At 61.0% G+C, this 21867-nt stretch carries 21 protein-coding genes and 1 pseudogene; 5 read left to right on the top strand and 17 right to left on the bottom strand.

Annotated elements, in window-relative coordinates; genetic code table 11:
• Nucleotides 1–68: 68 nt before the first annotated feature.
• From C7441_RS20690 to C7441_RS20720, 7 genes are all read right to left on the bottom strand, one after another.
• Nucleotides 69–974 (bottom strand): VOC family protein, encoded by a 906-nt coding sequence (locus C7441_RS20690; protein WP_109614489.1) that lies wholly within the window; start codon nt 972–974, stop codon nt 69–71.
• Between the two features lie 35 nt (nt 975–1009).
• Nucleotides 1010–1612, bottom strand: coding sequence for a 2-hydroxychromene-2-carboxylate isomerase (locus C7441_RS20695; protein ID WP_109614490.1), 603 nt, complete (start codon nt 1610–1612; stop codon nt 1010–1012).
• A complete protein-coding gene (locus tag C7441_RS20700) occupies nt 1609–2670 on the bottom strand; it encodes a dihydrodipicolinate synthase family protein (protein ID WP_244916213.1) in 1062 nt (353 codons plus the stop codon). Before C7441_RS20700 ends, C7441_RS20695 begins: the two co-directional genes overlap by 4 nt.
• 26 nt (nt 2671–2696) lie before the next feature.
• A complete protein-coding gene (locus C7441_RS20705; protein ID WP_109614492.1) occupies nt 2697–4151 on the bottom strand; it encodes an aldehyde dehydrogenase in 1455 nt (484 codons plus the stop codon).
• A 43-nt stretch (nt 4152–4194) separates the two neighbouring features.
• Nucleotides 4195–4677, bottom strand: coding sequence for a flavin reductase family protein (locus C7441_RS20710; RefSeq protein ID WP_109614493.1), 483 nt, complete (start codon nt 4675–4677; stop codon nt 4195–4197).
• A complete protein-coding gene (locus C7441_RS20715) occupies nt 4664–5293 on the bottom strand; it encodes an FAD synthetase (RefSeq protein WP_109614494.1) in 630 nt (209 codons plus the stop codon). Before C7441_RS20715 ends, C7441_RS20710 begins: the two co-directional genes overlap by 14 nt.
• Nucleotides 5294–5359: 66 nt before the next feature.
• Nucleotides 5360–6928, bottom strand: coding sequence for a 4-hydroxyphenylacetate 3-hydroxylase N-terminal domain-containing protein (locus tag C7441_RS20720; RefSeq protein ID WP_109614495.1), 1569 nt, complete (start codon nt 6926–6928; stop codon nt 5360–5362).
• A gap of 177 nt (nt 6929–7105) precedes the next feature.
• Between C7441_RS20720 and C7441_RS20725 the strand changes: the two genes are divergently transcribed.
• Nucleotides 7106–8110: an IclR family transcriptional regulator gene (locus tag C7441_RS20725; RefSeq protein WP_170125213.1), complete on the top strand. Its 1005-nt coding sequence runs from the start codon at nt 7106–7108 to the stop codon at nt 8108–8110.
• A gap of 50 nt (nt 8111–8160) precedes the next feature.
• On the opposite strand, the pseudogene C7441_RS24445 reads toward C7441_RS20725, so the two are convergent.
• From C7441_RS24445 to cehH, 10 genes and pseudogenes are all read right to left on the bottom strand, one after another.
• Nucleotides 8161–8883 (bottom strand): annotated as a pseudogene (locus C7441_RS24445) (VOC family protein); the annotation flags it as partial.
• A 35-nt stretch (nt 8884–8918) separates the two neighbouring features.
• Complete coding sequence (locus tag C7441_RS20735; protein WP_109614498.1) at nt 8919–9521, bottom strand: 2-hydroxychromene-2-carboxylate isomerase; 603 nt, start codon at nt 9519–9521, stop codon at nt 8919–8921.
• Nucleotides 9518–10513, bottom strand: coding sequence for a dihydrodipicolinate synthase family protein (locus C7441_RS20740; protein WP_109614499.1), 996 nt, complete (start codon nt 10511–10513; stop codon nt 9518–9520). Before C7441_RS20740 ends, C7441_RS20735 begins: the two co-directional genes overlap by 4 nt.
• A gap of 90 nt (nt 10514–10603) precedes the next feature.
• Nucleotides 10604–12058 (bottom strand): aldehyde dehydrogenase, encoded by a 1455-nt coding sequence (locus tag C7441_RS20745; RefSeq protein ID WP_109614500.1) that lies wholly within the window; start codon nt 12056–12058, stop codon nt 10604–10606.
• 439 nt (nt 12059–12497) lie between these two features.
• Nucleotides 12498–13106, bottom strand: a complete 609-nt coding sequence (locus C7441_RS20750) for a maleylpyruvate isomerase N-terminal domain-containing protein (protein WP_109614501.1) — start codon at nt 13104–13106, stop codon at nt 12498–12500.
• A complete protein-coding gene (locus C7441_RS20755; RefSeq protein ID WP_109614502.1) occupies nt 13106–14212 on the bottom strand; it encodes a cupin domain-containing protein in 1107 nt (368 codons plus the stop codon). The genes C7441_RS20750 and C7441_RS20755 overlap by 1 nt, the downstream gene beginning before the upstream one ends.
• Nucleotides 14213–14243: 31 nt before the next feature.
• Complete coding sequence (maiA, locus tag C7441_RS20760) at nt 14244–14891, bottom strand: maleylacetoacetate isomerase (RefSeq protein WP_109614503.1); 648 nt, start codon at nt 14889–14891, stop codon at nt 14244–14246.
• A gap of 3 nt (nt 14892–14894) precedes the next feature.
• Nucleotides 14895–15593 carry a fumarylacetoacetate hydrolase family protein gene (locus C7441_RS20765; protein WP_109614504.1) on the bottom strand — a complete coding sequence of 233 codons (699 nt, stop codon included), beginning with the start codon at nt 15591–15593 and terminating at the stop codon, nt 14895–14897.
• A gap of 51 nt (nt 15594–15644) precedes the next feature.
• Nucleotides 15645–17294 (bottom strand): salicylyl--CoA ligase, encoded by a 1650-nt coding sequence (gene cehG, locus C7441_RS20770; protein ID WP_109614527.1) that lies wholly within the window; start codon nt 17292–17294, stop codon nt 15645–15647.
• Between the two features lie 116 nt (nt 17295–17410).
• Nucleotides 17411–18553 carry a salicylyl-CoA hydroxylase gene (gene cehH, locus C7441_RS20775; RefSeq protein ID WP_109614505.1) on the bottom strand — a complete coding sequence of 381 codons (1143 nt, stop codon included), beginning with the start codon at nt 18551–18553 and terminating at the stop codon, nt 17411–17413.
• A gap of 86 nt (nt 18554–18639) precedes the next feature.
• Here cehH and cehI point away from each other — a divergent pair, with 86 nt between their 5' ends.
• The 4 genes from cehI (at nt 18640) to hlyD (ending at nt 21867) form a co-directional block, all read left to right on the top strand.
• On the top strand, nt 18640–19044 hold the full coding sequence (gene cehI / locus C7441_RS20780; protein WP_146201535.1) for a gentisyl-CoA thioesterase: 405 nt from the start codon (nt 18640–18642) through the stop codon (nt 19042–19044).
• Nucleotides 19041–19826, top strand: coding sequence for an IclR family transcriptional regulator (locus C7441_RS20785; RefSeq protein ID WP_109614507.1), 786 nt, complete (start codon nt 19041–19043; stop codon nt 19824–19826). Before cehI ends, C7441_RS20785 begins: the two co-directional genes overlap by 4 nt.
• A 344-nt stretch (nt 19827–20170) precedes the next feature.
• Entirely contained in the window at nt 20171–20860 is a 690-nt protein-coding gene (locus C7441_RS20790; RefSeq protein ID WP_109614508.1) for a CerR family C-terminal domain-containing protein, read from the top strand.
• Complete coding sequence (gene hlyD / locus C7441_RS20795) at nt 20860–21867, top strand: secretion protein HlyD (protein WP_109614509.1); 1008 nt, start codon at nt 20860–20862, stop codon at nt 21865–21867. The genes C7441_RS20790 and hlyD overlap by 1 nt, the downstream gene beginning before the upstream one ends.

A 21867-nucleotide genomic window follows, 5' to 3' on the forward strand; every position in this document is an offset into this window, starting at 1 on the left:
CCTAAGAAAACTAAAGCTGTTCAAATCACGCTGGTCCGCGCCCATAGCGGGCGCGGACCAGTTCTTCCTCAGGAGCCAATCCTGAAACTTTCAGGGAAGGGTGCCCCCCACGAGCTGAAGATGGTGGGCTGATCGGCAGTCCACATCTTCGGCCCGGCTTTACGATCCACGCAGCGCGGCATCTCGCCCGACAGTTCGTAGCGGTTACCGCAGGGGGTCCAGAAATACGAGTAGAGGTTGGAACCAACCCCATGACGCCCGGGGCCGGCTTCCGTCATGATACCCCCGCGGGCGACCTGGTCGAGCATCATTTTCATGTACTCGACGTTCGGAATGGTCCAGGCGAGGTGATCGAGAGTTTCATGCGGCGCACCGGCGAACATCGCAACATCATGGTGGTAATCGCCGACGTGCATCCAGGATGCCAGCCGGCCGGCGCCACCGGGAAATTCCACGATGTCGGCCGCATGGAAATCGACGTACTTCGAAAGGAATTCGATTGTTTGCGTTGCGTCAGGCCCCACGCGCAGGGTGATATGGTCCAGATCCACCGGCGCAAGACCGCTGAGATGGTTCGCTGCACGCTGGGCCGGATTGTAATATTGCTTGCGCACCTCGGGTTTGCGCAGGGCGATCTGCATCTTCTGCTTCTGCGGCGGAAGATCGAATTCGATGACTTTCGCTACGCCGGGGTCGGGGTCCGTCATCTCGCGCACCCCGACACCCGCCTCTTCTACGCGGCGGCGATAGTGCGCCAGATCTTCCTCGTCATCTGCGGCAATCGCAAAGCTGATAACGCCGGTGCCGCCTTCGGTCACGGCGACGTCAAAGGTTCCGTCGGTGCCGCAGGTCAGATACACACGGCCGTCCTGGCGCGCGATCTCTTCCAGCCCGAGGACTTTGGTGTGGAATTCCAGCGATTCCTCAAGGTTTTTCACCCTTAGCGTCGCATGAGATAGTTTTTGCAGGGGCATGACAGGCTCCTCCTCCGTCTGAAGTTTATTGAAAGTTAGATATGGATGCCTTGACTCAGGGCATCCTCCATGAAAGCAAGGCGGTCGTTGCCCCACCACATTTGATCGCCGGCGATCATGGTCGGAACACCGAACACGCCGGCCTCATGCGTCGCCTGGGTTGCGTTTTCCAGACGAGCGAAGGCTTCCTCCGATGCCGCCCAGGCAACAAGATCTTCCGGGTTCAGGCCGCAGGCCGATGCCAGATCATCCAGAAAAGCCGGATCTGCTGGATCCCCCCCTTTTCCCCAAACCTCATCCCAGGCGAGCCGGATGAAGTCTGGCCCTTTTCCCATGTCATGCGCATGAAAAAAACCGCGGTTGAGCGCGCCGGTGTCCAGCGACTTCGGGAATTTCAAAGGAGCCCCGTAGCGGCCTGCCCAACGATCGAGATCGGTCCTGAGATAGCGGATCTTCGTCGGAATGTTCACATTCGCAGGCCCGGTATTCCCGGCCAGCAGCTTCAGTTTTGGCAGATTGACGACATGGGGCCGGAGTTCCAGCCCGTATCGTTCGCATATCCCGGGCAGCTTTTGAAACGCCAGATATGCAAACGGGCTCATAAAATCGAAATAGAAATCAAGAGCCTGGTCGCTCATGCCGGTTTCCCGCTGTCAAGCTCGGCCACGAGCTTTGCCCATTGAATGCCCGATTCACGGGCACCGGCGAGAATCTGCTCGGGGACGACATGATACGGCGGCCGACATGGCCCGGCCGTCATCCAGCCCGCAGCATCCATGCGCGCTTTCTCGATGCCGATGTTGTAGACCGAGAATTCCCTGAACGATCCGTTCGGGAAAAGGGTGCGATAGGTGAAGGCGATCCGGTCCGTCAGCGATTTCGCCTGGCTCCAGTCTCCGGTCCTGTGCGCGTCCGCGACGAGATCGCGCAACTGGATCACGGGCGACGGACCACAGACCGCACCGCTGGTCCAGAATGCCTTGCAGGCTTCCGGATCGATCCGCGCAGCCGCGTAATAATCCACATCCAGCGGCATCAGGCGAATCCGGCGCTTCGTCAGGTTAAGATCCGTATAGAGAGCCGCCGTGTTCAGGTATTTGGCGGAAACGATCTGCGGGATTTCGGCGATCTGGGCCCAGAAAGCCCGCGGGAATTCAAATTTGAACGCTTCGGGATTCGCGTAGGCGCAAATCGCCACATCGGGGCAGGAAGAGGTGACATCCCGATAGAACTGAACTGCCGTCGGCAGGTCGGGCGTGCACCACATCGGAAGGCCAAGCATGACACCATCGACACCGATCTCACGCACAGCTCTGGTCATGCGGATGGTATCGCGGGTATTAAGGCTGGTAGTGCCGCCGAAGACTGGAACCCGCCCCCGGACCGTTTCAACCACCGTGCGCAGAAACGCCTGCTTTTCTTCCCAGGTCGTTGTCGCGGCTTCTCCAAGCGTGCCTTGCGTCAGGATGCCGTTTACCCCCGCCGCGACCAGAGCCTCCGCGGCGCGGGCGGTTTCATCCAGATCAACGGTATCGGTTGCATTGATGTCTGATGCGTCGGGCTTTGAAGGCGTGGGCATGATTGCCCAGCAGCCGGTAACGTCATCGACGGTAAGCAGAGTTTTCTTCATGATTGCCACTTTCGGTTCTGGGATTAGATAGATATCCGGCCCGATTCGTATCATCTCGTCGGTCACACCCGCTCAGTGCCGGGCAGGTTCCGTCAGAGCGGATATTGTTGCGAGGGCGACTCGATCGTCAGCCATTTCAGTTCGGTGAACTCGTCGATCACTGCGCGACCGCCGTCAAAACGGCCCCAGCCGCTTGCTTTGGTCCCGCCGTAGGGTGCCTGGGCTTCGTTTGCGACGGTTGAACCGTTGATGTGGACGGCTCCGGTTTGAATCCGCATCGCAACCGACAGCGCCGTGTTGATATTGGTGCCGAAGACAGCCGCCGACAGGCCGTACTCCGTGTCGTTGGCAACGCGAACGGCCTCGTCGCTGTCCCTGACACGGATCACCTGGAGGATCGGGCCAAAAGCTTCCTCACTGTAGATGCGCATCCCGGAGTTGACGCCGTCCAGGATGGTAGCGGCCATGAGGGTATTTTCGGCATATCCCCCGGCGCGCAGCCGGGCGCCCTTGTCGACGGCGTCTTTCAGAAGCCCGTTCAGGCGGTCGGCCGCATTCTGGTTGATTACCGGTCCCAGGGCGCAGGCGGCCTGAACCCGTGGGTCGCCCGCTCGAAGCGTCTCTGCGCGCTCGGCCAGAAGGTCAACGAAACGGTCCGCGATCGTCTCCTCGACAATTACCCGCTCGGTCGTCATGCAGATCTGGCCTTGGTAGAGAAAGGCGCCGAAGATGGTGGCGTTTACCGCTCCCTCTAAGTCCGCGTCCCCCAGAACGACCATCGGCGACTTGTCCCCCAGCTCCAGAATGCAGCGCTTGAGATGACGGCCGCATTTCTCTGCAATGATCCGGCCGACATGGGTCGATCCGGTAAAGTTCACGCGACGTACGGCCGGATGCGCGATCATCGCCTCGACCATTTCAGGAGCATCCTTGGGGTCGTTCGTGATGAAGTTCAGCGTGCTGGGCGGGAAACCCGCGGCATAGACCGCCTTGGCGATCAGCTCGTGGGTTCTGGGCGAAGTCTCGGAGGCGCGGAACACGACCGTATTGCCGCAGACCAGCGGATATGCGATGGCCCTTGCCGCCAGAACCACCGGGCCGTTCCAAGGCACCATGCTGAGGATGACGCCAACCGGCTGGCGGACAGTCATCGAAAGCGTGCCCGGCTTGTCCGTCGGGATTGTTTCACCCTGGATCTGGGTGGCCAACGATGCTGCCTCGCGGAACAGGTTCGCCGCCAGCACGACGTTGAAGCGCGCCCAGAGTTCACCCGCACCGACCTCGGCCTTCATTGCGGCCACGAACTCTTCGGTGCGCGCCTCGATTTCATTGGCCGCCTTCATAAGCAGTGCGCGGCGCGTGCCGGGGCCGGTTTGCGACCATGAAGCGAATGCCCGATCCGCGGCTTCGATAGCGGCGCTCGCGTCGCTCGTATTGGCGGCGGCGCTTGTTGTCACGATTTCACCGGTTGCGGGCGAGCGGCGTTCGAACCGTGCTTGCGTGCTGGCAGGCCTTGCTTCGTTGTCGATATGTAGAGTCGTTTCCATGAGTTTTTCCTCCCTGATTCAGTCCGTGCCCATTTGCCGTGTCCTATTCATCGGCAGATGCAAGTTTCCCAAATTTTCCGCCGCTGAAGAGAAGCGGCTGGTTTCCGTTATCGCGGCGGATGTCCGTCACCCGGCCAATGAAGAGCGTATGATCTCCGACCTCGACCTCTTGCTCGACGTCGGTAAGAAATACCGCCAATGCGTTCGGGATCACGGGCAGCCCGTCACGCACTGAGAATACTTCGGTCAGTGCCGGATCGTGACGACCGGCGAAATGCATCGCCAGCGGTTTCATATGCTGAGAGAGGACATTGACCGCATAGCGCTTGGACGATCGCACCTTTTCCAGCATCTTGCTTTTCCGGTCGAGTGAGATCGTGATCAATGGTGGGTCAAGCGAAACCGACATGAAGGCATTGGCCGTCATTCCGTGATCGCCATCCTCGGTGCGTGTGCTGATCACGGTCACGCCGGTAGCGAAACTGCCGCAGGCATCCCGCAGCTCACGTGGATTAAAACCAACCATCGAAACCCTCCTCATTCCTCATATCTTCGGCCAACAATGCTCCGCAGAGCAGGGCGGAAGGTGCCGTGTCACCCTGGAGCGACGCGGCCTCGCTCATCCGGCCCTTTTCCTGCAGGTCACGCATGCGACTCGATGAAATCGCTACGCCCCTTTCGCAAAGAACCGGCGGCACAAGGGCGACGTCGAAATGGCAGGCCAGGAGATCAGTGTCGCCGGCCTGTTTCGCGCCAAAACGAAAATCGGCTCCGACATGGATGCGCTTCGGCCCGATGCGGGAAAGATCGGCCAGAAAGTCCCAAGGGCTGCGAGCAGCATAGCTTTCGCAGAATTCCGAAAGCACGATGTAGTCGGGGCCAAGCCGCATAATCCGGGCCAGCTTTTCTGAAATCGGGGCCAGCTGCCTGGCCTTGCCGAAAAACACCTTGGGCGGCGGATCGAAAGTCCACACCACCGCCGGCAGGTTTGCGGCCGAAGCTTCGGAAATGGCGCGGGAAATCAGTGCCTGGTGGCCACGATGCACGCCATCGAAAGCACCGATGGTCACGATACTGGCCGGCAAGACAAGCTGATCGTCACGCACCACATGCGTGTGACTTCCGGAATAATCCAGAAACATTGGTTTCCTCCCGTGCGGGCGTTCAGCGATGCGGCCGGCTGGCTCGGACGGCCGCATCGCCGGCTCTCATTTCTGGAAACCGGCCTTGAGGCGGTTGACATCCCAGGGGTTCACCAGGTCGGGCGCGGTCCAGCCGCCCAGGTCGTATTCCGACATGAAGTCCCTGACCGTCTGCTGCATTTGCGCCAGTTCGCCAGAGGCTTGGGCGGCCAGCATGGTCTCGACCCGGATCGCTTCGTAACTGCCGGCATAGTTGGTTTCGTAGAGTTCATGCCGCCCGCCGAATTCCGATCCGACCGCATCCCAGAGAAGTTTCAGCAGCTTGACCCGGTCAAGCGCCACCATACCGTTCGAACCGCGGACGAAGCGGTCGAGATAGGGGCGTACTTCCTCGGATTCGAAATCCAGCGTGGATGAGGGCAGATAGATCAGCCCCGAAGCGACATGGCGTTCGATCAATTCTTTGATCCGGGTGTAGGCCATCGGCGCAAGAACCCGATAGGCCGAACTGGCGTTCATATTCGGCTGGATATAGCCGTCGGTTCCGACCCACGGGACCGCGCTTTTCACCATCGCATCGGTGAGCGACCAGATCATATTTCGCCAGGCCAGCACCTCGCCCACCGCGGTCTGCGGGCCACGGAAAGCAGAGACGCCCGTCGCATCGAGCGCCATGGACAGAAGCCCCGCGATAAAATCGAGCTTTACCGCAAGGCGGGTGCTGCCATGCAGGGTGAAGCGCGCCGCAAAGCCCGAGGCGGGAAGGAAGGCGTTGATCTTTTCGATATCGCCGTAGACAAACAGGTTCTCCCAAGGAACCAGAACCTTGTCGAAAACCAGGATTGCGTCATTTTCGTCGAGCCGGCTAGACAGCGGATAGTCGAAAGGTGTCCCCATGACCGCCGCGTTAAGCTCATAGCTGGCGCGGCTGATCAGTTTCACGCCCGGGCTGTCCATCGGTGCGGTGAAGATCAGGGCGAATTTCTTGCTCTTAATCGGCACACCGTGATGCGCAACGAAATTGTAATGGGTCAACGCCGAACCCGTGGCGACGACCTTGGCACCGGAAACGATCACCCCTGCATCGGTTTCCTTCTCGACCTGCATGTAAACGTTGCCGGTTTCTTCGATCGGCAGATGGCGGTCGATCGGCGGATTGGCGATCGCATGGTTCCAGTAGTCGATCCGCTCTTGCGTCCGGGTATACCAGTTCTTCGCATTCACGGCATATTCGCCGTAAAAATCCGAATTGGCGCCGAGCGTACCCATAAGTGCGGCTTTGTAGTCCGGCGCCCGGCCCATCCAACCATTGGCAACGCGCTGCGTCTCGGCAATGGCGTCACGGCCGGCGACCAGATCCTCGATGGTCCTGGCGCCCTTGAAATACGGGTGCGTCCATCCGCCCGAACCGGTATCGGTGGGACGGCCGATCTGGTCCTTCTTCTCGTGCAGCCTGTTGTACCAGCGCGCCACCATGCGCGCCGAGTTGCGAAAGGCCGGATGGTCGGCAACCTTCTTCACCCGCTCCCCATGGATGAAGATCGTGCGGCCGTCGTCCAGGCTATTGAGATATTCGCTTCCCGTGTACGGCTGGGTCACACCGACCCCCGCGTTGGGCTTGACATCGTCTTTCATTTTTCCTCCTCCGAAAGACCCGGGCCGCCGAAGCGCCGAGGTCTCCACTCCCTAATGCCTGCTGTAATGTGCAGCCTATCTTGCAAAAGTTGTATGACCGGCGGAAGGTATGTTTAAATACCGTCCGGTTTTCCGGTAATACCGGAAAGCTAAATGCCCGCAGGGAAGAGGATACGCATGAAAACGCTTCGTAAGGTTGGGAGTCTGCTGCGGCAGTTCACGGCAGAGCGGCCGGAGCATTCGGTGACGGATCTCGCGCGTGCGATCGACAATTCAGTGAGCGGAACGCATGACCTTGTGAACGGGCTCGGGCGAATTGGCTTGCTCAGAAAGGTCGAACGGGGCCGGTATCGCCTCGGGCCGCTGGTGGCCACGCTCCACCGCGCGTTCGAGGACAGTTCGCCCCTTATGGGGGCCGCCCGGCCCGTCCTTGCCGAGCTTTTGCGCGGCTATGGCGAAACCATATATCTGACGACGGAGGATCACGGGCGGCTGCTGATTCTGGAGGCCTTGGAGGGCACGCAAGCCCTGCGCGTCTCGCGCGAGACGCTCAGCACCGGAATCGCGCTTCATGACAGCCCGCCAGGATTACTGCATCTGGCGCAGTACTCGCATCAGCAGATAGACGAGTATCTTGATCACTACGCCCATCCTGAAAACGCGCTCCACAATCGCGAGAGTTTCCGCAACCGCCTCACCGACATAGCAAGCGAGGGGTTTCTTGCCGGCCCACCAGCGAACGAGCCGGATGTCATATGCGTGAGCGCAATGATCCAAAACCATATTTCCCAGCCTGTCGCCGCGCTGGTCCTGGTTGTTCCGCGCAGTCGTCACGAGGTTCAGCCCCGGGCCCTTCGCAACATCGTCCTGGAAGGCGCGCGGCGTGTCTCGCTGCGTCTACTGAATCTGGATGCTTCGGCATTTCGGTTTCGGCATAACCCATCAAGATCCCCAGCGTCGGCCAGCTGGCATGGAGTGGAGACTAAGAAAACTAAAGCTGTTCAAATCACGCTGGTCCGCGCCCATAGCGGGCGCGGACCAGTTCTTCCTCAGGAGCCAATCCTGAAACTTTCAGGGAAGGGTGCCCCCCATGAACTGAAGATGTTGGTCTGGTCGGCAGTCCACATCTTTGGCCCGGCTTTACGGTCCACGCAGCGCGGCATTTCGCCCGACAGTTCGTAGCGGTTACCGCAGGGGGTCCAGAAATACGAGTAGAGGTTGGAACCAACCCCATGACGCCCGGGGCCGGCTTCCGTCATGATACCCCCGCGGGCGACCTGGTCGAGCATCATTTTCATGTACTCGACGTTCGGAATGGTCCAGGCGAGGTGATCGAGAGTTTCATGCGGCGCACCGGCGAACATCGCAACATCATGGTGGTAATCGCCGACGTGCATCCAGGATGCCAGCCGGCCGGCGCCACCGGGAAATTCCACGATGTCGGCCGCATGGAAATCGACGTACTTCGAAAGGAATTCGATTGTTTGCGTTGCGTCAGGCCCCACGCGCAGGGTGATATGGTCCAGATCCACCGGCGCAAGACCGCTGAGATGGTTCGCTGCACGCTGGGCCGGATTGTAATATTGCTTGCGCACCTCGGGTTTGCGCAGGGCGATCTGCATCTTCTGCTTCTGCGGCGGAAGATCGAATTCGATGACTTTCGCTACGCCGGGGTCGGGGTCCGTCATCTCGCGCACCCCGACACCCGCCTCTTCTACGCGGCGGCGATAGTGCGCCAGATCTTCCTCGTCATCTGCGGCAATCGCAAAGCTGATAACGCCGGTGCCGCCTTCGGTCACGGCGACGTCAAAGGTTCCGTCGGTGCCGCAGGTCAGATACACACGGCCGTCCTGGCGCGCGATCTCTTCCAGCCCGAGAACCTTGGTGTGGAATTCCAGCGATTCCTCAAGGTTTTTCACCCTTAGCGTCGCATGAGATAGTTTTTGCAGGGACATGAGAGGCTCCTCCTCCGTTTGAAGTTTATTGAAAGTTAGATACGGATGCCCTGGCTCAGGGCATCCTCCATGAAGGCAAGGCGGTCGTTGCCCCACCACATTTGATCGCCGACGATCATGGTCGGAACACCAAAAACGCCGGCCTCATGCGCCGCCTGGGTCGCAGTTTTCAGACGTGCGAAGGCTTCCTCCGAGGCCGTCCAGGCAGCAAGCTCTTCCGGGTTCAGGCCGCAGGTCGAGGCCAGATCGTCCAGCAGGGCCGGATCTGTCGGATCCCCACCTTTCCCCCACACCCCATCCCAGGCGAGCCGGATGAAGTCAGGTCCTTTTCCCGCGTCATGCGCATGCAAAAAACTGCGGTTGAGCGCGCCGGTATCCAGTGACTTCGGAAATTTCAGAGGCACCCCGTAGCGGCCTGCCCAACGATCAAGATCGGTCTTGAGGTAGCGAATCTTCGTCGGAATGGCCACATTCGCAGGCCCGGTATTCCCAGCCAGCAGCTTCAGTTTTGGCAGATCGACGACATGGGGCCGGAGTTCCAGCCCGTATCGTTCACATATCTCGGGCAGCTTTTGAAACGCCAGATATGCAAACGGGCTCATGAAATCGAAATAGAAATCAAGGGCACGATTGCTCATGCCGGTTTCCCGCCGTCAAGTTCGGCCGCGAGCTTTGCCCATTGAAGGCCCGATTCACGGCCGCCGGCAAGAATCTGCTCGGGGACGACATGATACGGCGGCCGGCATAGCCCGGCCGTCATCCAGCCCGCAGCGTCCATGCGCGCTTTCTCGATTCCGATGTTGTAGACCGAGAATTCCCTGAACGACCCGTTCGGGAAAAGGGTGCGATAGGTAAAAGCGATCCGGTCCGTCAGCGCTTTTGCCTTGCTCCAGTCTCCCGTCCTGTGCGCGTCCGCGACGAGATCGCGCAACTGGATCACGGGCGACGGACCACAGACCGCACCGCTGGTCCAGAACGCCGTGCAGGCTTCCGGATCAATCCGCGCAGCCGCATAGTAGTCCACATCGAGCGGCATCAGGCGAATCCGGCGTTTCGTCAGGTTGATATCCGTATAGAGAGCCGCCGTGCTCATGTATTTGGCGGAAACGATCTGCGGGATTTCAGCGATCTGTGCCCAGAAAGCCCGTGGGAATTCAAACTTGAACGCTTCGGGATTGGCGTAGGCGCAAATCGCCACGTCAGGGCAGGAAGAGGCGACATCCCGGTAGAACTGAACCGCCGTCGGCACGTCAGGCGTGCACCACATCGGAAGGCCGAGCATGACACCATCGACACCGATCTCACGCACGGCCCTGGTCATGCGGATCGTATCGCGGGTGTTCAGGCTGGTCGTGCCGCCGAAGACTGGAACCCGCCCTCCGACCGTTTCAACCACCGTGCGCAGAAACGCCTGCTTTTCTTCCCAGGTCGTTGTCGCGGCTTCTCCAAGCGTGCCCTGCGTCAGGATGCCGTTTACGCCTGCCGCGACCAGAGCCTCGGCGGCGCGGGCGGTTTCATCCAGATCAACGGTATCGGTTGCATTGATGTCTGATGCGTTGGGTTTCGAAGGTGTGGGCATGATTGCCCAGCACCCGGTAACGTCATCGACGGTAAGTAGAGTTTTCTTCATAATTACCACTTTCGGTTCTGGGATCGCGCCAGATACCCGGCCTGATCCGTATCTTCTCGTCGGTCACACTGCTCCGTGCCGGTCGTGCCGTCAGAGCGGATACTGTTGCGAGGGCGACTCGATCGTCAGCCATTTCAGTTCGGTGAACTCCTCGATCACCGCGCGGCCGCCGTCAAAACGGCCCCAGCCGCTGGCCTTGGTTCCGCCATAGGGCGCCTGGGCTTCGTTTGCGACGGTCGAGCCGTTGATGTGAACGGACCCGGTCTGAATCCGCATTGCGACCGACACCGCCTTGTTGATGTCGGTGGCGAAGACGGCGGCAGACAGGCCGTATTCCGTATCGTTGGCGACGCGGACGGCCTCGTCGCTGTCCTTGACGCGGATCACCTGCAGGATCGGACCGAAGGCCTCTTCGCTGTAGATGCGCATCCCCGAGGTGACGCCGTCCAGGACGGTGGCGGACATCAGCGTGTTCTGTGCATGGCCCCCGGCGCGCAGCCGGGCGCCCTTGTCGGTGGCGTCCTTCAGCAGCGCGTTCAGCCGGTCGGCGGCATTCTGGTTGATGACCGGCCCCAGGGCGCAGGCGGCCTGGACCCGCGGGTCGCCAGCCTGAAGCGTCGCGGCGCGTTCGGCCAGAAGATCGACGAAACGGTCGGCGACGCTCTCCTCGACGATCACCCGCTCGGTCGTCATGCAGATCTGGCCCTGATAGAGGAAGGCCCCGAAGATGGTGGCGTTCACCGCGCCTTCGATGTCGGCATCGCCCAGAACGACCATCGGCGACTTGTCGCCCAGTTCGAGGATGCAGCGCTTGAGGTAGCGGCCGCATTTTTCCGCGATGATCCGGCCGACATGGGTGGAGCCGGTAAAGTTCACGCGGCGCACGGCGGGATGGGCGATCATCGCTTCGACCAGCTCGGGAGCGTCCTTGGGGTCGTTGGTGATGAAGTTCAGCGTGCTGGGCGGGAAGCCGGCGGCATAGACCGCCTCGGCGATCAACTCGTGGGTCCGGGGCGAGGTTTCCGAGGCGCGGAACACCACCGTATTGCCGCAGACCAGCGGATAGGCTATCGCCCGCGCCGCCAGCACCACCGGACCGTTCCAGGGCACCATGCTGAGGATGACGCCGACCGGCTGGCGGACAGTCATCGAGAGCGTGCCGGGCTTGTCCGAGGGGATGGTCTCGCCCTGGATCTGGGTGGCCAGCGAGGCCGCCTCGCGGAACAGGTTCGCTGCCAGCATGACGTTGAAGCGCGACCACAGCTCGCCGGCGCCGACCTCGGCCTTCATTGCGGCAACGAACTGTTCGGTGCGTGCCTCGATCTCGTCGGCCGCCTTCATCAGCAGGGCCCGGCGCAGGCCGGGGCCGGTCTGCGACCACGAGGCGAATGCCCGCTCCGCCGCCTCGATGGCGGCGCTGGCGTCGCGCGCATTGGCGGCGGCACTGATCGTCACCACCTCGCCCGATGCGGGCGAGCGGCGCTCGAACCGGGCCTGCGTGCTGGCCGGTCGGGCTTCGTTGTCGATATGCAGAGTCGTTTCCATGAGTATCCTCCCTGTTTTAGTAATAAGTCCGCCTGCCGGGGCCTATTCGTCGGCCGTGGCGAGCGTCGCAAACTTTCCGCCGCTGAAGACAAGCGGCTGGTTTCCGTTTTCACGGCCGATGTCCGTCACCCGGCCGATGAAGAGCGTGTGGTCCCCGGCCTAGTCGCCCGGTGCCACGTCGATAGCACGTGCCGGGGCGGCGGCAAGTGTCAGGGTTGCGCCTGCGAGAAGCGCAATAAGTTCGGCTTTCATTCTTTCTCCTCCCTTGGTTAAATAGAAACGGTCTCCTCTAACCGTCCCTGCTAACCGTCCCTGCCGTTCCGCATCTGTTTTTGCGCCGAGAGCCGAAGCCTGGGGCGACACCCTTTGGCAATTCCTGCCTCGGGTCGGATGCGCATTTTTCCGGCATTGCCGGAGTGTCGAGGGCAAAACGCCGGGATCAGGACCCGCCGATCTTGCCGATGGGCCGTGATCGGACTGCTGCGAGCAGAGCGACGGCGGGCAATTCCGCGTCGCGCATGCCATTGCCCAGATCCAGCGCTCCTTGCCAGACGGCTGCGGCGCGGATACCGGGGAGTGCGCGGGTCGGGACTGTCGTGCCGTCCACCAACACCACCTCCCTGTCCCACTGCTCTTCCGTCAGATCACGCCAGCAGACGTTCAGATGCACCTCCGAATGCTGGAACAGGTGCCGCAAAGCTCGTGCCGGCAAAGTTGCGGCAAGGTCGAGCGACGGCAGTTGTTGCTCTTCCAGCACGGGCAGGGTGTAGATTTCGCCCTTGCCGAATGCTTCGAGCGCAAGTGCCTGATGACGGGCGTCATAGCCGATCCGAGCGACGACATGGGCGCGGGTCAGGCCCTCGACGGCCGAGGGGGCATACAGCTCCGCATCCGGCAATTCCATCAACTTGCGCGCAAAATGGGCTGTGCCGCGACGCGCAAGCAGAAGATCTTCTGCCGGGGCATTGGGGGCGTCGTAACGCGCCCCTTTGCCCTGGCGGGCCTTCAGGGCCTCACGGGCGGCCAGATCCGTCTCGGCAAGAGACATCACTTCTGCCCCTCGATCTTGGTGCGCATGAAGGACAGGGCCTCCATGATCGGGGCATCCGAGAAGCGGAACAGATCGAACTGCGTCTCGGCCTGAAGCGACCACGGCACCCAGCTCGGCACTACGAACATGTCGCCTTTCTCAAGCTTCGTCGTCTCGCCGTTCATCACGACCGCGCCCGCCCCCTCGAAGACTTGAAACACGGTGGAGCCGACCTCGTTGCGCGTCGCCGTTTCGGTGCCCGCACGTAGCCGATGAAATTCGCAACGAAGTGTTGGCATTACGTCGCCCCCAGTGGTCGGGTTGACGTATCGGATTGCAGCATGGCCCGGGGCGACGGTGGCGGGCTGGCCTTCATCCTCCAGAAGCAGTTGCTCGGTCAGGGCGCGGTCGGTGAATTCCCAGCGATAGGCCCCAATGGGCGAGGCTACGGTGTTTTGCAGACCCGACAGCGGGCGCAGGCCGGGGTGGCACCAGAGACGCTCGCCACGAGAGAAGTTCGGCGTCGCGTAGTCGGTCACGCGGTCGGAGCCGAACTCGAAGAAGCCGACATCCATCTGTTGAGAAAAGGGAATGTCGAGACCGTCGATCCAGGCCATCGGCTGATCGGTGTCGTTGTGGTGGCCATGGAAGCACCAGCCGGGCGTCAGCAGAAGATCGCCACGAGACATGCGCACCGGATCGCCGTTCACCACGGTCCAGACGCCTTCGCCCTCCACGACGAAACGGAAGGCGTTCTGGGAATGGCGGTGTTCGGGCGCGGTCTCACGCGGACCGAGATACTGGATTCCCGCCCACATCGTCGGGGAGATATAGGCATTGCCGCCAAGGCCGGGGTTCGCAAGGCCAAGTGCTCGGCGCTCGCCTCCACGGCCCACCGGGACGAGTTCACCGGATTTCCGGGCCAGCCGCAGAAGAGTGGACCATTTCCACACGTGGGGCACGGCCTTGGACTTCGGGTGGATCGGCATCAGATCCCCGAGCTGGGTCCAGAGGGGAATGATACTTTCTTCCTCAAAGCTCTTGTAAAGCGCGCGCAGTTCCGGTGTGTCCTTCGGCTGCATCGCCTGTGTGACGCTCTCGTGGTCGAGTTTTTCGTTCTGCATAGGGACCTCCTTGACGGAATGGGGGCGCGGGTCAGGCCGCGTCCGGCTGATTGGGCGGGGCGGCCCGCGTGAAGGCAGGAAGCCCGTCGAGGTTTCCGAAGATTCGGGAAATCGTGGGCCAGCCGGCTAGCGGAATGTCGAAACGACGGTTGTTCCAGACCTGCGCATAGAGACAGCAATCGGCCATGGTGGGCGTGTCGCCGTGGCAGCAGGTGCCAGTCTCCTTCGCGCGCGAAAGTTCCTCTTCCAGCGCGTCGAAGGTAAGCGTAACCCAATGGGTGAACCACGCTTTTTGGGCGTCGTCGTCGGCGCCGAACTGATCGTGCAGACGGGCAAGCACACGCAGATTGTTCAGCGGGTGGATTTCCAGCGCGATCATGTAGGAAAGCGCGCGCACCCTGGCGCGGGCATCCGGTTCGGAAGGCAAAAGCGGGGGGTGAGGGTAGGTTTCCTCCAGCCATTCCATGATGGCGAGGGATTGCGTCAGGAAGGTGCCGTCCCCTTTTTCAAGGGTAGGGACCAGTCCCTGCGGGTTCTTCGCCAGATAATCGGGCGTCCGCGTCTCCCCGTTGCGAAGGACATAGGGAACATAGTCATAGTCCAGTCCCTTGAGGTTCAGCGCGGCTCGCAGGCGCGTTGACGTGGAGGAGCGGAAGAAGTTGTGCAGCCTCAGCGTCATGGCTTATGCCTCACGCGGTCCGATTGGGGTCTCGATCGTGCCGAGCCCCTCGATCTCGACGACGCAGATATCGCCCGGCACCAGAGGGCCAACACCGGCAGGGGTGCCAGTCATGATCAGATCGCCCGGGGCGAGGGTCATGGAATGCGACAGGATCGAGATGATCTCCGGCACGGACCAGATCAGCTCCGCCAGATCGGCGTCCTGCCGGATCTCTCCGTTGACGGTCAGCCGGATCGACCCCTTGCACGGATGCCCGACCTTTTCGACCGGAAACACGGACCCGATGACGGCAGAGCTGTCGAACGCCTTGCCCCAGTCCCACGGACGGCCCTGTTCGCGGGCCTTGAGCTGGAGGTCGCGGCGGGTCAGGTCATTGCCGACGGCGTAACCCCAGACATGGGAAAGGCTGTCCTTTTCCGCGATGTTCCTGCCACCTTTGCCGATAGCAACGACGAGTTCCGCCTCGTAGTGAAAATTCCCGGTCTCTGGCGGATAGGCGACGGTTTCGCCGCTCTCCACCACGGCGTCGGCCGGCTTGGTGAAGAAGAAGGGCGGATCGCGCTCGGGATCTTTACCCATCTCGCGGGCATGGGCGGCATAGTTGCGACCAACACAGAAAATGCGTCGGACCGGGAAGCGATCATCCGTACCATCGACGGCAACGCTTGCCTGTGCGGCTGGGGGAAAAACGTAAGACATGGGCGGCACTTTCTTTCATTATGTCCCATCCCCTCGAACCGGGGGTGAGAGTTAATCCTTCATTTCAGTCTGGGGCGCGGCGGACGTGCCATGCTTTGCGTGGTCCGCCACGAGGGCCTGCCTGTCGATCTTTCCCGTGCCGGTTTTCGGCAGGTCGTCCACGTAGTCGAACAGGCGCGGCGATTTGAACGGCGCGAGTTGCGACTTGACGTAATCCCGCAGTTTGAGCGTTTGCTCATCCCGGGCCTCGACGCCTGCGGCAAGACGGACGACAGCCCGCAACGCCATGCGTTTGTCCTCAAGCTGAATCGCCAGAACCGCGCATTCATGAACGTCAGGGTGTTCGTTCAGCCAACGCTCCACCTCCATCGGCCAGATCCATTGCCCGGAAACTTTGATCAGGTCGTCCGCGCGCCCCTGGAAATAGTAGTATCCATCTCGCTCGATGAAGCGGTCGCCGGTATAGATCCAGTCTCCGCGCACGGTTTCGGCAGTCTTGTCGGGTCGGTTCCAGTAGGTCGGCGTCGAGGAGTGACCACGGACGAACATCACGCCTTCTTCCCCGGGCCTTGCGGGCTTGCCCTCGGGGGTTTCAAGCCGCACTTCATAGCCGGGCACCGGTGCACCGGCGGCACCGATACGATGATCGTCAAGCGCGTTCGACAAGTAGATATGCAGCAGCTCGGTTGAGCCCAGCCCCTCGGTCGGCCCATGTCCGACAAGCGATTTCCAGGTCTTGTAGATATCTTCCGAGAGGATCTCAGCCGCCGACATCGACTTGCGCAGCGACGACAGATCGTGATGCGTGACCGCGTCGGCCCGCGCGAGCGCGGTATAAAGTGTCGGTAGGCCGAAAAGAACGGTCGGGCGATACTTCTCGATCGCGCCAAGCACCACCTCTGGGCGCGGTTGCCCCGGCATCCACAGCGCCGTCGCGCCAACGGAAACGGGGAAAATCAGTGAGTTTCCGAACCCGTAGGCAAAATAGGCCTTGGGCACGGAATAGCAGATGTCATCCTCGTCAAGCTTCAGTACATGTGCCCCAAAACTTTGTTGCACATAGGCCATATCGTGATGCAGGTGGACGATGCCCTTTGGGCGCCCGGTCGATCCCGAGGAATACATCCAGAAAGCCATGTCGTCCGGGCCAGTGGCGGCCGCGTCCATCTCATCGGCATGGCCGGACAAAAATGCACTGGCATCGATCTGCCCTGCACCGGCGGCACAGCCATTGGCGACAATCGTGGTTTCGAGACAGGTGCCGTCGAGCATTTCGCCGGAGAAGATCGTGGCAAGCGCGGCATCGACGATCGCGAACCGCGCGCCGCTGTCCTTGAGAAAATAGCTGACCACATCGGGTTTCGTCTGGATGTTCAGCAGCACCGGCACGAAGCCCGCCCGAACCGCGCCATAGAAGGCCGCCGGAAAGACAGGGGTGTCATCGAGGAAAAATGCGATCCTTTCCCCCCGCGTCAGGCCGGCGGCGATGAAGGCATTGCCCCACCGTGCGGCTTCGGCGATCAACTCCGCATAGGTCAGGTTCCCGAGTGGGCCGATCACCGCCAGCTTGTCGGGATTCCGTGTCAGGTTTTGCCAGAGCAGTTCCGAGCAGTTTCCGTGATCGGCTTTGACGTAACCAATTTCCCTGGACCCCGGCGTCGTATCGGCCACGGGATCGAGGATCGCGTATGCGGTGGTCATGTCGGTCATATATCCTCCCAGATATTGCGGTGGAATCCGGCACGGGTGCGATACGCGCTTCCCCGTCCGGTTTATTGTTCCGAGAACGCCAGGCGCCTGAGCGCCCCGTCAGGCGATCAGCCGGCTACGGCGCTGTATCTGGCGTAATCCGCTGCGAATTTCGGCGCGATTTTTTGCAGACGCTCTTCGGTCATCCGCCCCGAGCGCATCAGGTAGTCATGCGCGAAATCCATCGGTGCGAGGCGCATCTTTTCGCCGAAATTCTCATACCAGCTTGCCGAGGTATTGGCGGCGTCCACGATCTTGCGGGCAATCGGCGGACGGGTGGCCTGATAATGGGCAAGCGCCTCGTCCACGTCGCCGAAATCCTTGAGCGCATGAACAAGCGCGATGGCATCTTCCATCGCCAGACGTGTGCCCGATCCGATAGAAAAATGCGCGGTGTGCACCGCATCGCCAAGCAGGACATTTCGCCCGGCGATCCAGCTTTCGCACCACAGCCGAGGGAACTGGCGCCACATGGATTTGTTGGTGATCAGTTGCGTGCCCCCGAGAGTCTCGCTGAACAGATCGCTGCACAGCTTCGCGCTCTGCCCTTCGTCCATCCTGTCGAAGCCAAAGGCTTTGAAGGTTGCATCCTCGCATTCGACGATGAACGTCGAGCGATCCGGCGCGAAGCGGTAATGGTGCGCGCTCAACGGCCCCTTTTCGGTCCTGATGAAGGTCTGGGTCAGCGTATCGAAGGGAATTGATGCGCCGAACCAGGCGAAATGATTGTCGAAATATTCGATGGTCGGCCTGAACTGAGCCTCCAGCGAGCGGCGGGTCAGCGAGTTCAGCCCGTCTGCCCCGATCACCAGATCCGCATCGAATGCATCGAGCGATTCCACCACCGTGTCGAAGCGGATCTCAACTCCGAGGTCGCGCACGCGATCCTTCAGGATTTCGATCAGCTCAAGGCGCCCTATGGCGGTAAAGCCCACACCGTCCAGCGTCACCCGGCCGTCGGGAAGGTTGAGTGTCATGTCCTGCCAACGCTCCATATGCGGCAGGATGAGGTCATGAGTATCCGGGTCGTCGGCCTTCAGGAAATCGAGCGCGCGATCGGAAAAAACCACGCCGAAACCGAAGGTTGCACCTTCCGGGTTCTGCTCCGTTACCCGCACCTTCACGTGCGGCAACAGCCTGCGGATGAGAATGGCCGTGTAAAGCCCCCCCGGCCCACCACCGAGGATTTCGATCTTGCCCAGTGCCGACATGGCTCCCCCCAAATTCGCTAGACGTTCTTCGTTCTCTAAGCTATTTTTCTATATTGTGCAATGAGTTTTATATAAAGGAAATCATCATGACGGTTGTTCTGACCACCGACGTCACCTTCGGAGACTGCGATCCGGCTGGTATCGTCTTCTATCCAAACGTTTTTCGCTGGTTGGACGCCGCCTTTCACAAACTTCTGCGGCCGCTCGGCGGGCACCACGGGATTTGCAAAGAACTTGGCAGCGCCGGTCTTGGCCTCGTCGATGCGCAGGCCCACTTCCGCAGCGCAATTCGAGATGGCGACGTGCTGGACGTCAGCGTCTCCATCGCGGAATGGTCACGCCGGAGCGTCACCCTCGTCTACGAAGGCCGCGTCGGCACGCGTCTGGCCTTCGAGGCCCGGGAGGTCCGTTGCCTTTTCATTCGGGAGAATGGCGGTATTGTCGCGGGAGACATCAGTGGACTGCGCGACAAGCTGGAGAAGACGAAATGACGGAGGACTTTGGTCACGGGTTGAAATCGCTGGATATCGCGCTTGGCGTCCTCGCCTTCATGGCGAGGCAGCAAGGCCCGATGACACTCTCCGATATCGCCCGTGGCTACGACATGCCGCCAAGCAAGGCACATCGCTACCTCGCCTCTTTCGTCATTGCGGGGCTGGTCAGGCAGCAGGGACGCTCGGGGCGGTATGACCTTGGACCGGAGGCCATGCAGTTGGGGTTGGCCGCCATTGCCCGGCACGATTTCGTAAACGATTCAGCGGACGGCCTGCCCGAGCTTGCGCTTCAGACCGGCATGACCGTGCTACTGGCGGTCTGGGCCAATGAAGGCGCAACGGTAGTCCGCTGGCAGCGCGGCCTGTCGCCAACGGTGACTTCTATCGCACTTGGCACCACATTGCCGCTTCTGACTTCGGCCACGGGGCGCATCTTTCTCACCTATGCGCCCAGGGGCGCGATACATAAGGCCCGCGAGACCGAGTTGCGCCGCGCCGCGCGGAACCCCTCCCTGCTACCCGACACCCCTTCGACGGCAGAGGGGCTGGAAATGCTGCGGGCTGCCATCCGCGAACAGGGATTTGCCTCGGTGAACGGAGGTTTCATTCCCGGATTGGTCGCCGCTGCCGCTCCGATCCTCGACTGGCAAGGAGAGGCCCAGGTCGTCGTGACTCTTGTCGGCGTCGATCCGACCGGCATCGAAGCCGGTTCGCAACAGGTTGCAGCACTTCTCAGATTCTGCGACGAGCATTCAGTTCACAATCCGAAACCGAACTGATCCGTCAACCGCTCCAGACCTGTCAGCGGCCGACGCGAACCAGTCACAGCCCAAGCAGGATCGGGCGTGACCGATGGGCAGGCAGCGCGGAGGCTTCAGGTATCGCAGCGCTGCCCGCCATCGCGCGGCTTGATGCGCCGAGCTGAACGAAATGCTGGCAGCGCTAAAACCGGATACCGGCCAGCCCACCGGTCTGGCTCATTCATCAAGCACAAACTAAATCGTATGATTGATTTAATTCCTGATCCAAGCTACTGCTGATCGTGGGACAGGGGCCGGCACGCACCGCGAACAAGCGGACGGCGGCTTTCCGATCCCAAGATGAAGAATGGAGCACGGGCGTCATGTCCGGACGAAGGATTGAGCGCGGCGATCAAACTCGCGAGAAACTGCTTATCGCAGCCTTAGATGTTTTCGGGCGTGTCGGTTTTGACGGCGCAACGACACGGATGCTTTGCGAGAAGGCTGGGGCAAACCAGCAGGCTATCGCATACTACTTCGGTAACAAAGAGGGGCTTTACCTCGCGGTGGCGACCTCTATCGCGGATGGCATCAAAGATCATATCGCTCCGCTGCGAAGCCTTGTCTTTGCCCGTGTCGAAGAAGCGCGCTCGGGAACAGTGCCACTCGGCGCGGATGAGGCGCGTCGCCTGCTGACCGAGATCATTCAGCGGATGGCCGCGCTATTCGCTAGCAGTCGTTCCGAGCCTTGGGCGCGCTTCATAGTCCGCGAACAAATGCAGCCGACAGCGGCCTTTAGCCACCTCTACGACGGCGTAATGGGACCACTTCTCAATATATGTAGCCATCTGGTTGGAACCTTGCTGCACGAAGACCCTGCTTCCGAGCATGTGCGCCTCAGAACCCTCTCCCTGGTTGGAAGCGTCCTCATGTTCAGAATGGCCCACGCAGCAGTCCTCGCCGCGCTCAGTTGGGACGTAATAGACGACAAGTGCCTCGCAACCATCGAGGCTTTGGTGGTCGAACTCGTCGCGTCCATTGCGCCAGTTCCTCCGACTGTGGGGGCGCAATAGTGTTCCGGCGCATCGTCATCCTAGCTGTCATCATCGCGGGCGTCGCAGCGGCGGGATACTATACTCGCGGCTTCGGCTTCCTGGACAAGCCCGATGAGGGAATGGTTCTCTATGGCAATGTCGATATTCGTCAGGTGAATCTCGGGTTCCGCGTCGCGGGGCGTATTGCCGAGATGCCGGTTGATGAAGGGGCGTCGGTCGAGACCGGAGCAACTCTGGCGCAGCTTGACCTCCAGCCATTTATCGATGCGCTGAGGGGCGCGGAAGCGCAGGTTTCAGCCGCACGCGCGGAACTTGAAAAACGACGCGCCGGAAATCGGCCCGAGGAGATCGCGCAAGCGGAGGCCACAGTCGCAGTCCGAAGCGCGGACATGGTGCGGGCTCGCGGGGCTTACGAGCGCAATAAATCGCTGGTCACTAACAATGCTGTATCCCAATCGGCTTTCGAGGCAGCCGAGGCTGAATACCACGCGGCCGAGGCACAGCTTCGGGTGGCAGAGGAGGCATTGGCGCTGCTTCGCGCGGGCTCTCGCGTCGAAGACATCGCGGCTGCGGAGGCGCAACTCGCAACCGCAACAGCGGAACGCGACAGGGTGAAAACCAATCTGGCTGACGCGACGCTTCTATCACCGGACGCTGGCACAATCCTTACGCGAACTGCCGAGCCCGGTGCTATCGTCCAATCCGGTGCGACCATCTTCACGCTCACCATTAATCGACCGATCCGGGTGCGCGCCTATGTAGCTGAACCTGACCTCGGGCGGATCGCGCCCGGTATGACCGTGTTTGTAACCACTGACGGCAATCCCAAAGTCTATCATGGTGTCGTCGGCTTCATCTCACCAACCGCTGAATTTACGCCGAGGACGGTCCAGACCGAAGAACTGCGCGCCGACCTCGTTTATCGTTTGAGGATCAACGTCACCGATCCCGATGACCGTCTCCGTCAAGGTCAACCCGTCACCGTGAGGCTCCAACAGAGCCCTGACCCAGGGGCAGGCCAGTGA

The sequence above is a fragment of the Pseudaminobacter salicylatoxidans genome (assembly GCF_003148475.1).
GTDB classification, from domain to species: Bacteria; Pseudomonadota; Alphaproteobacteria; order Rhizobiales; family Rhizobiaceae; genus Pseudaminobacter; species Pseudaminobacter salicylatoxidans.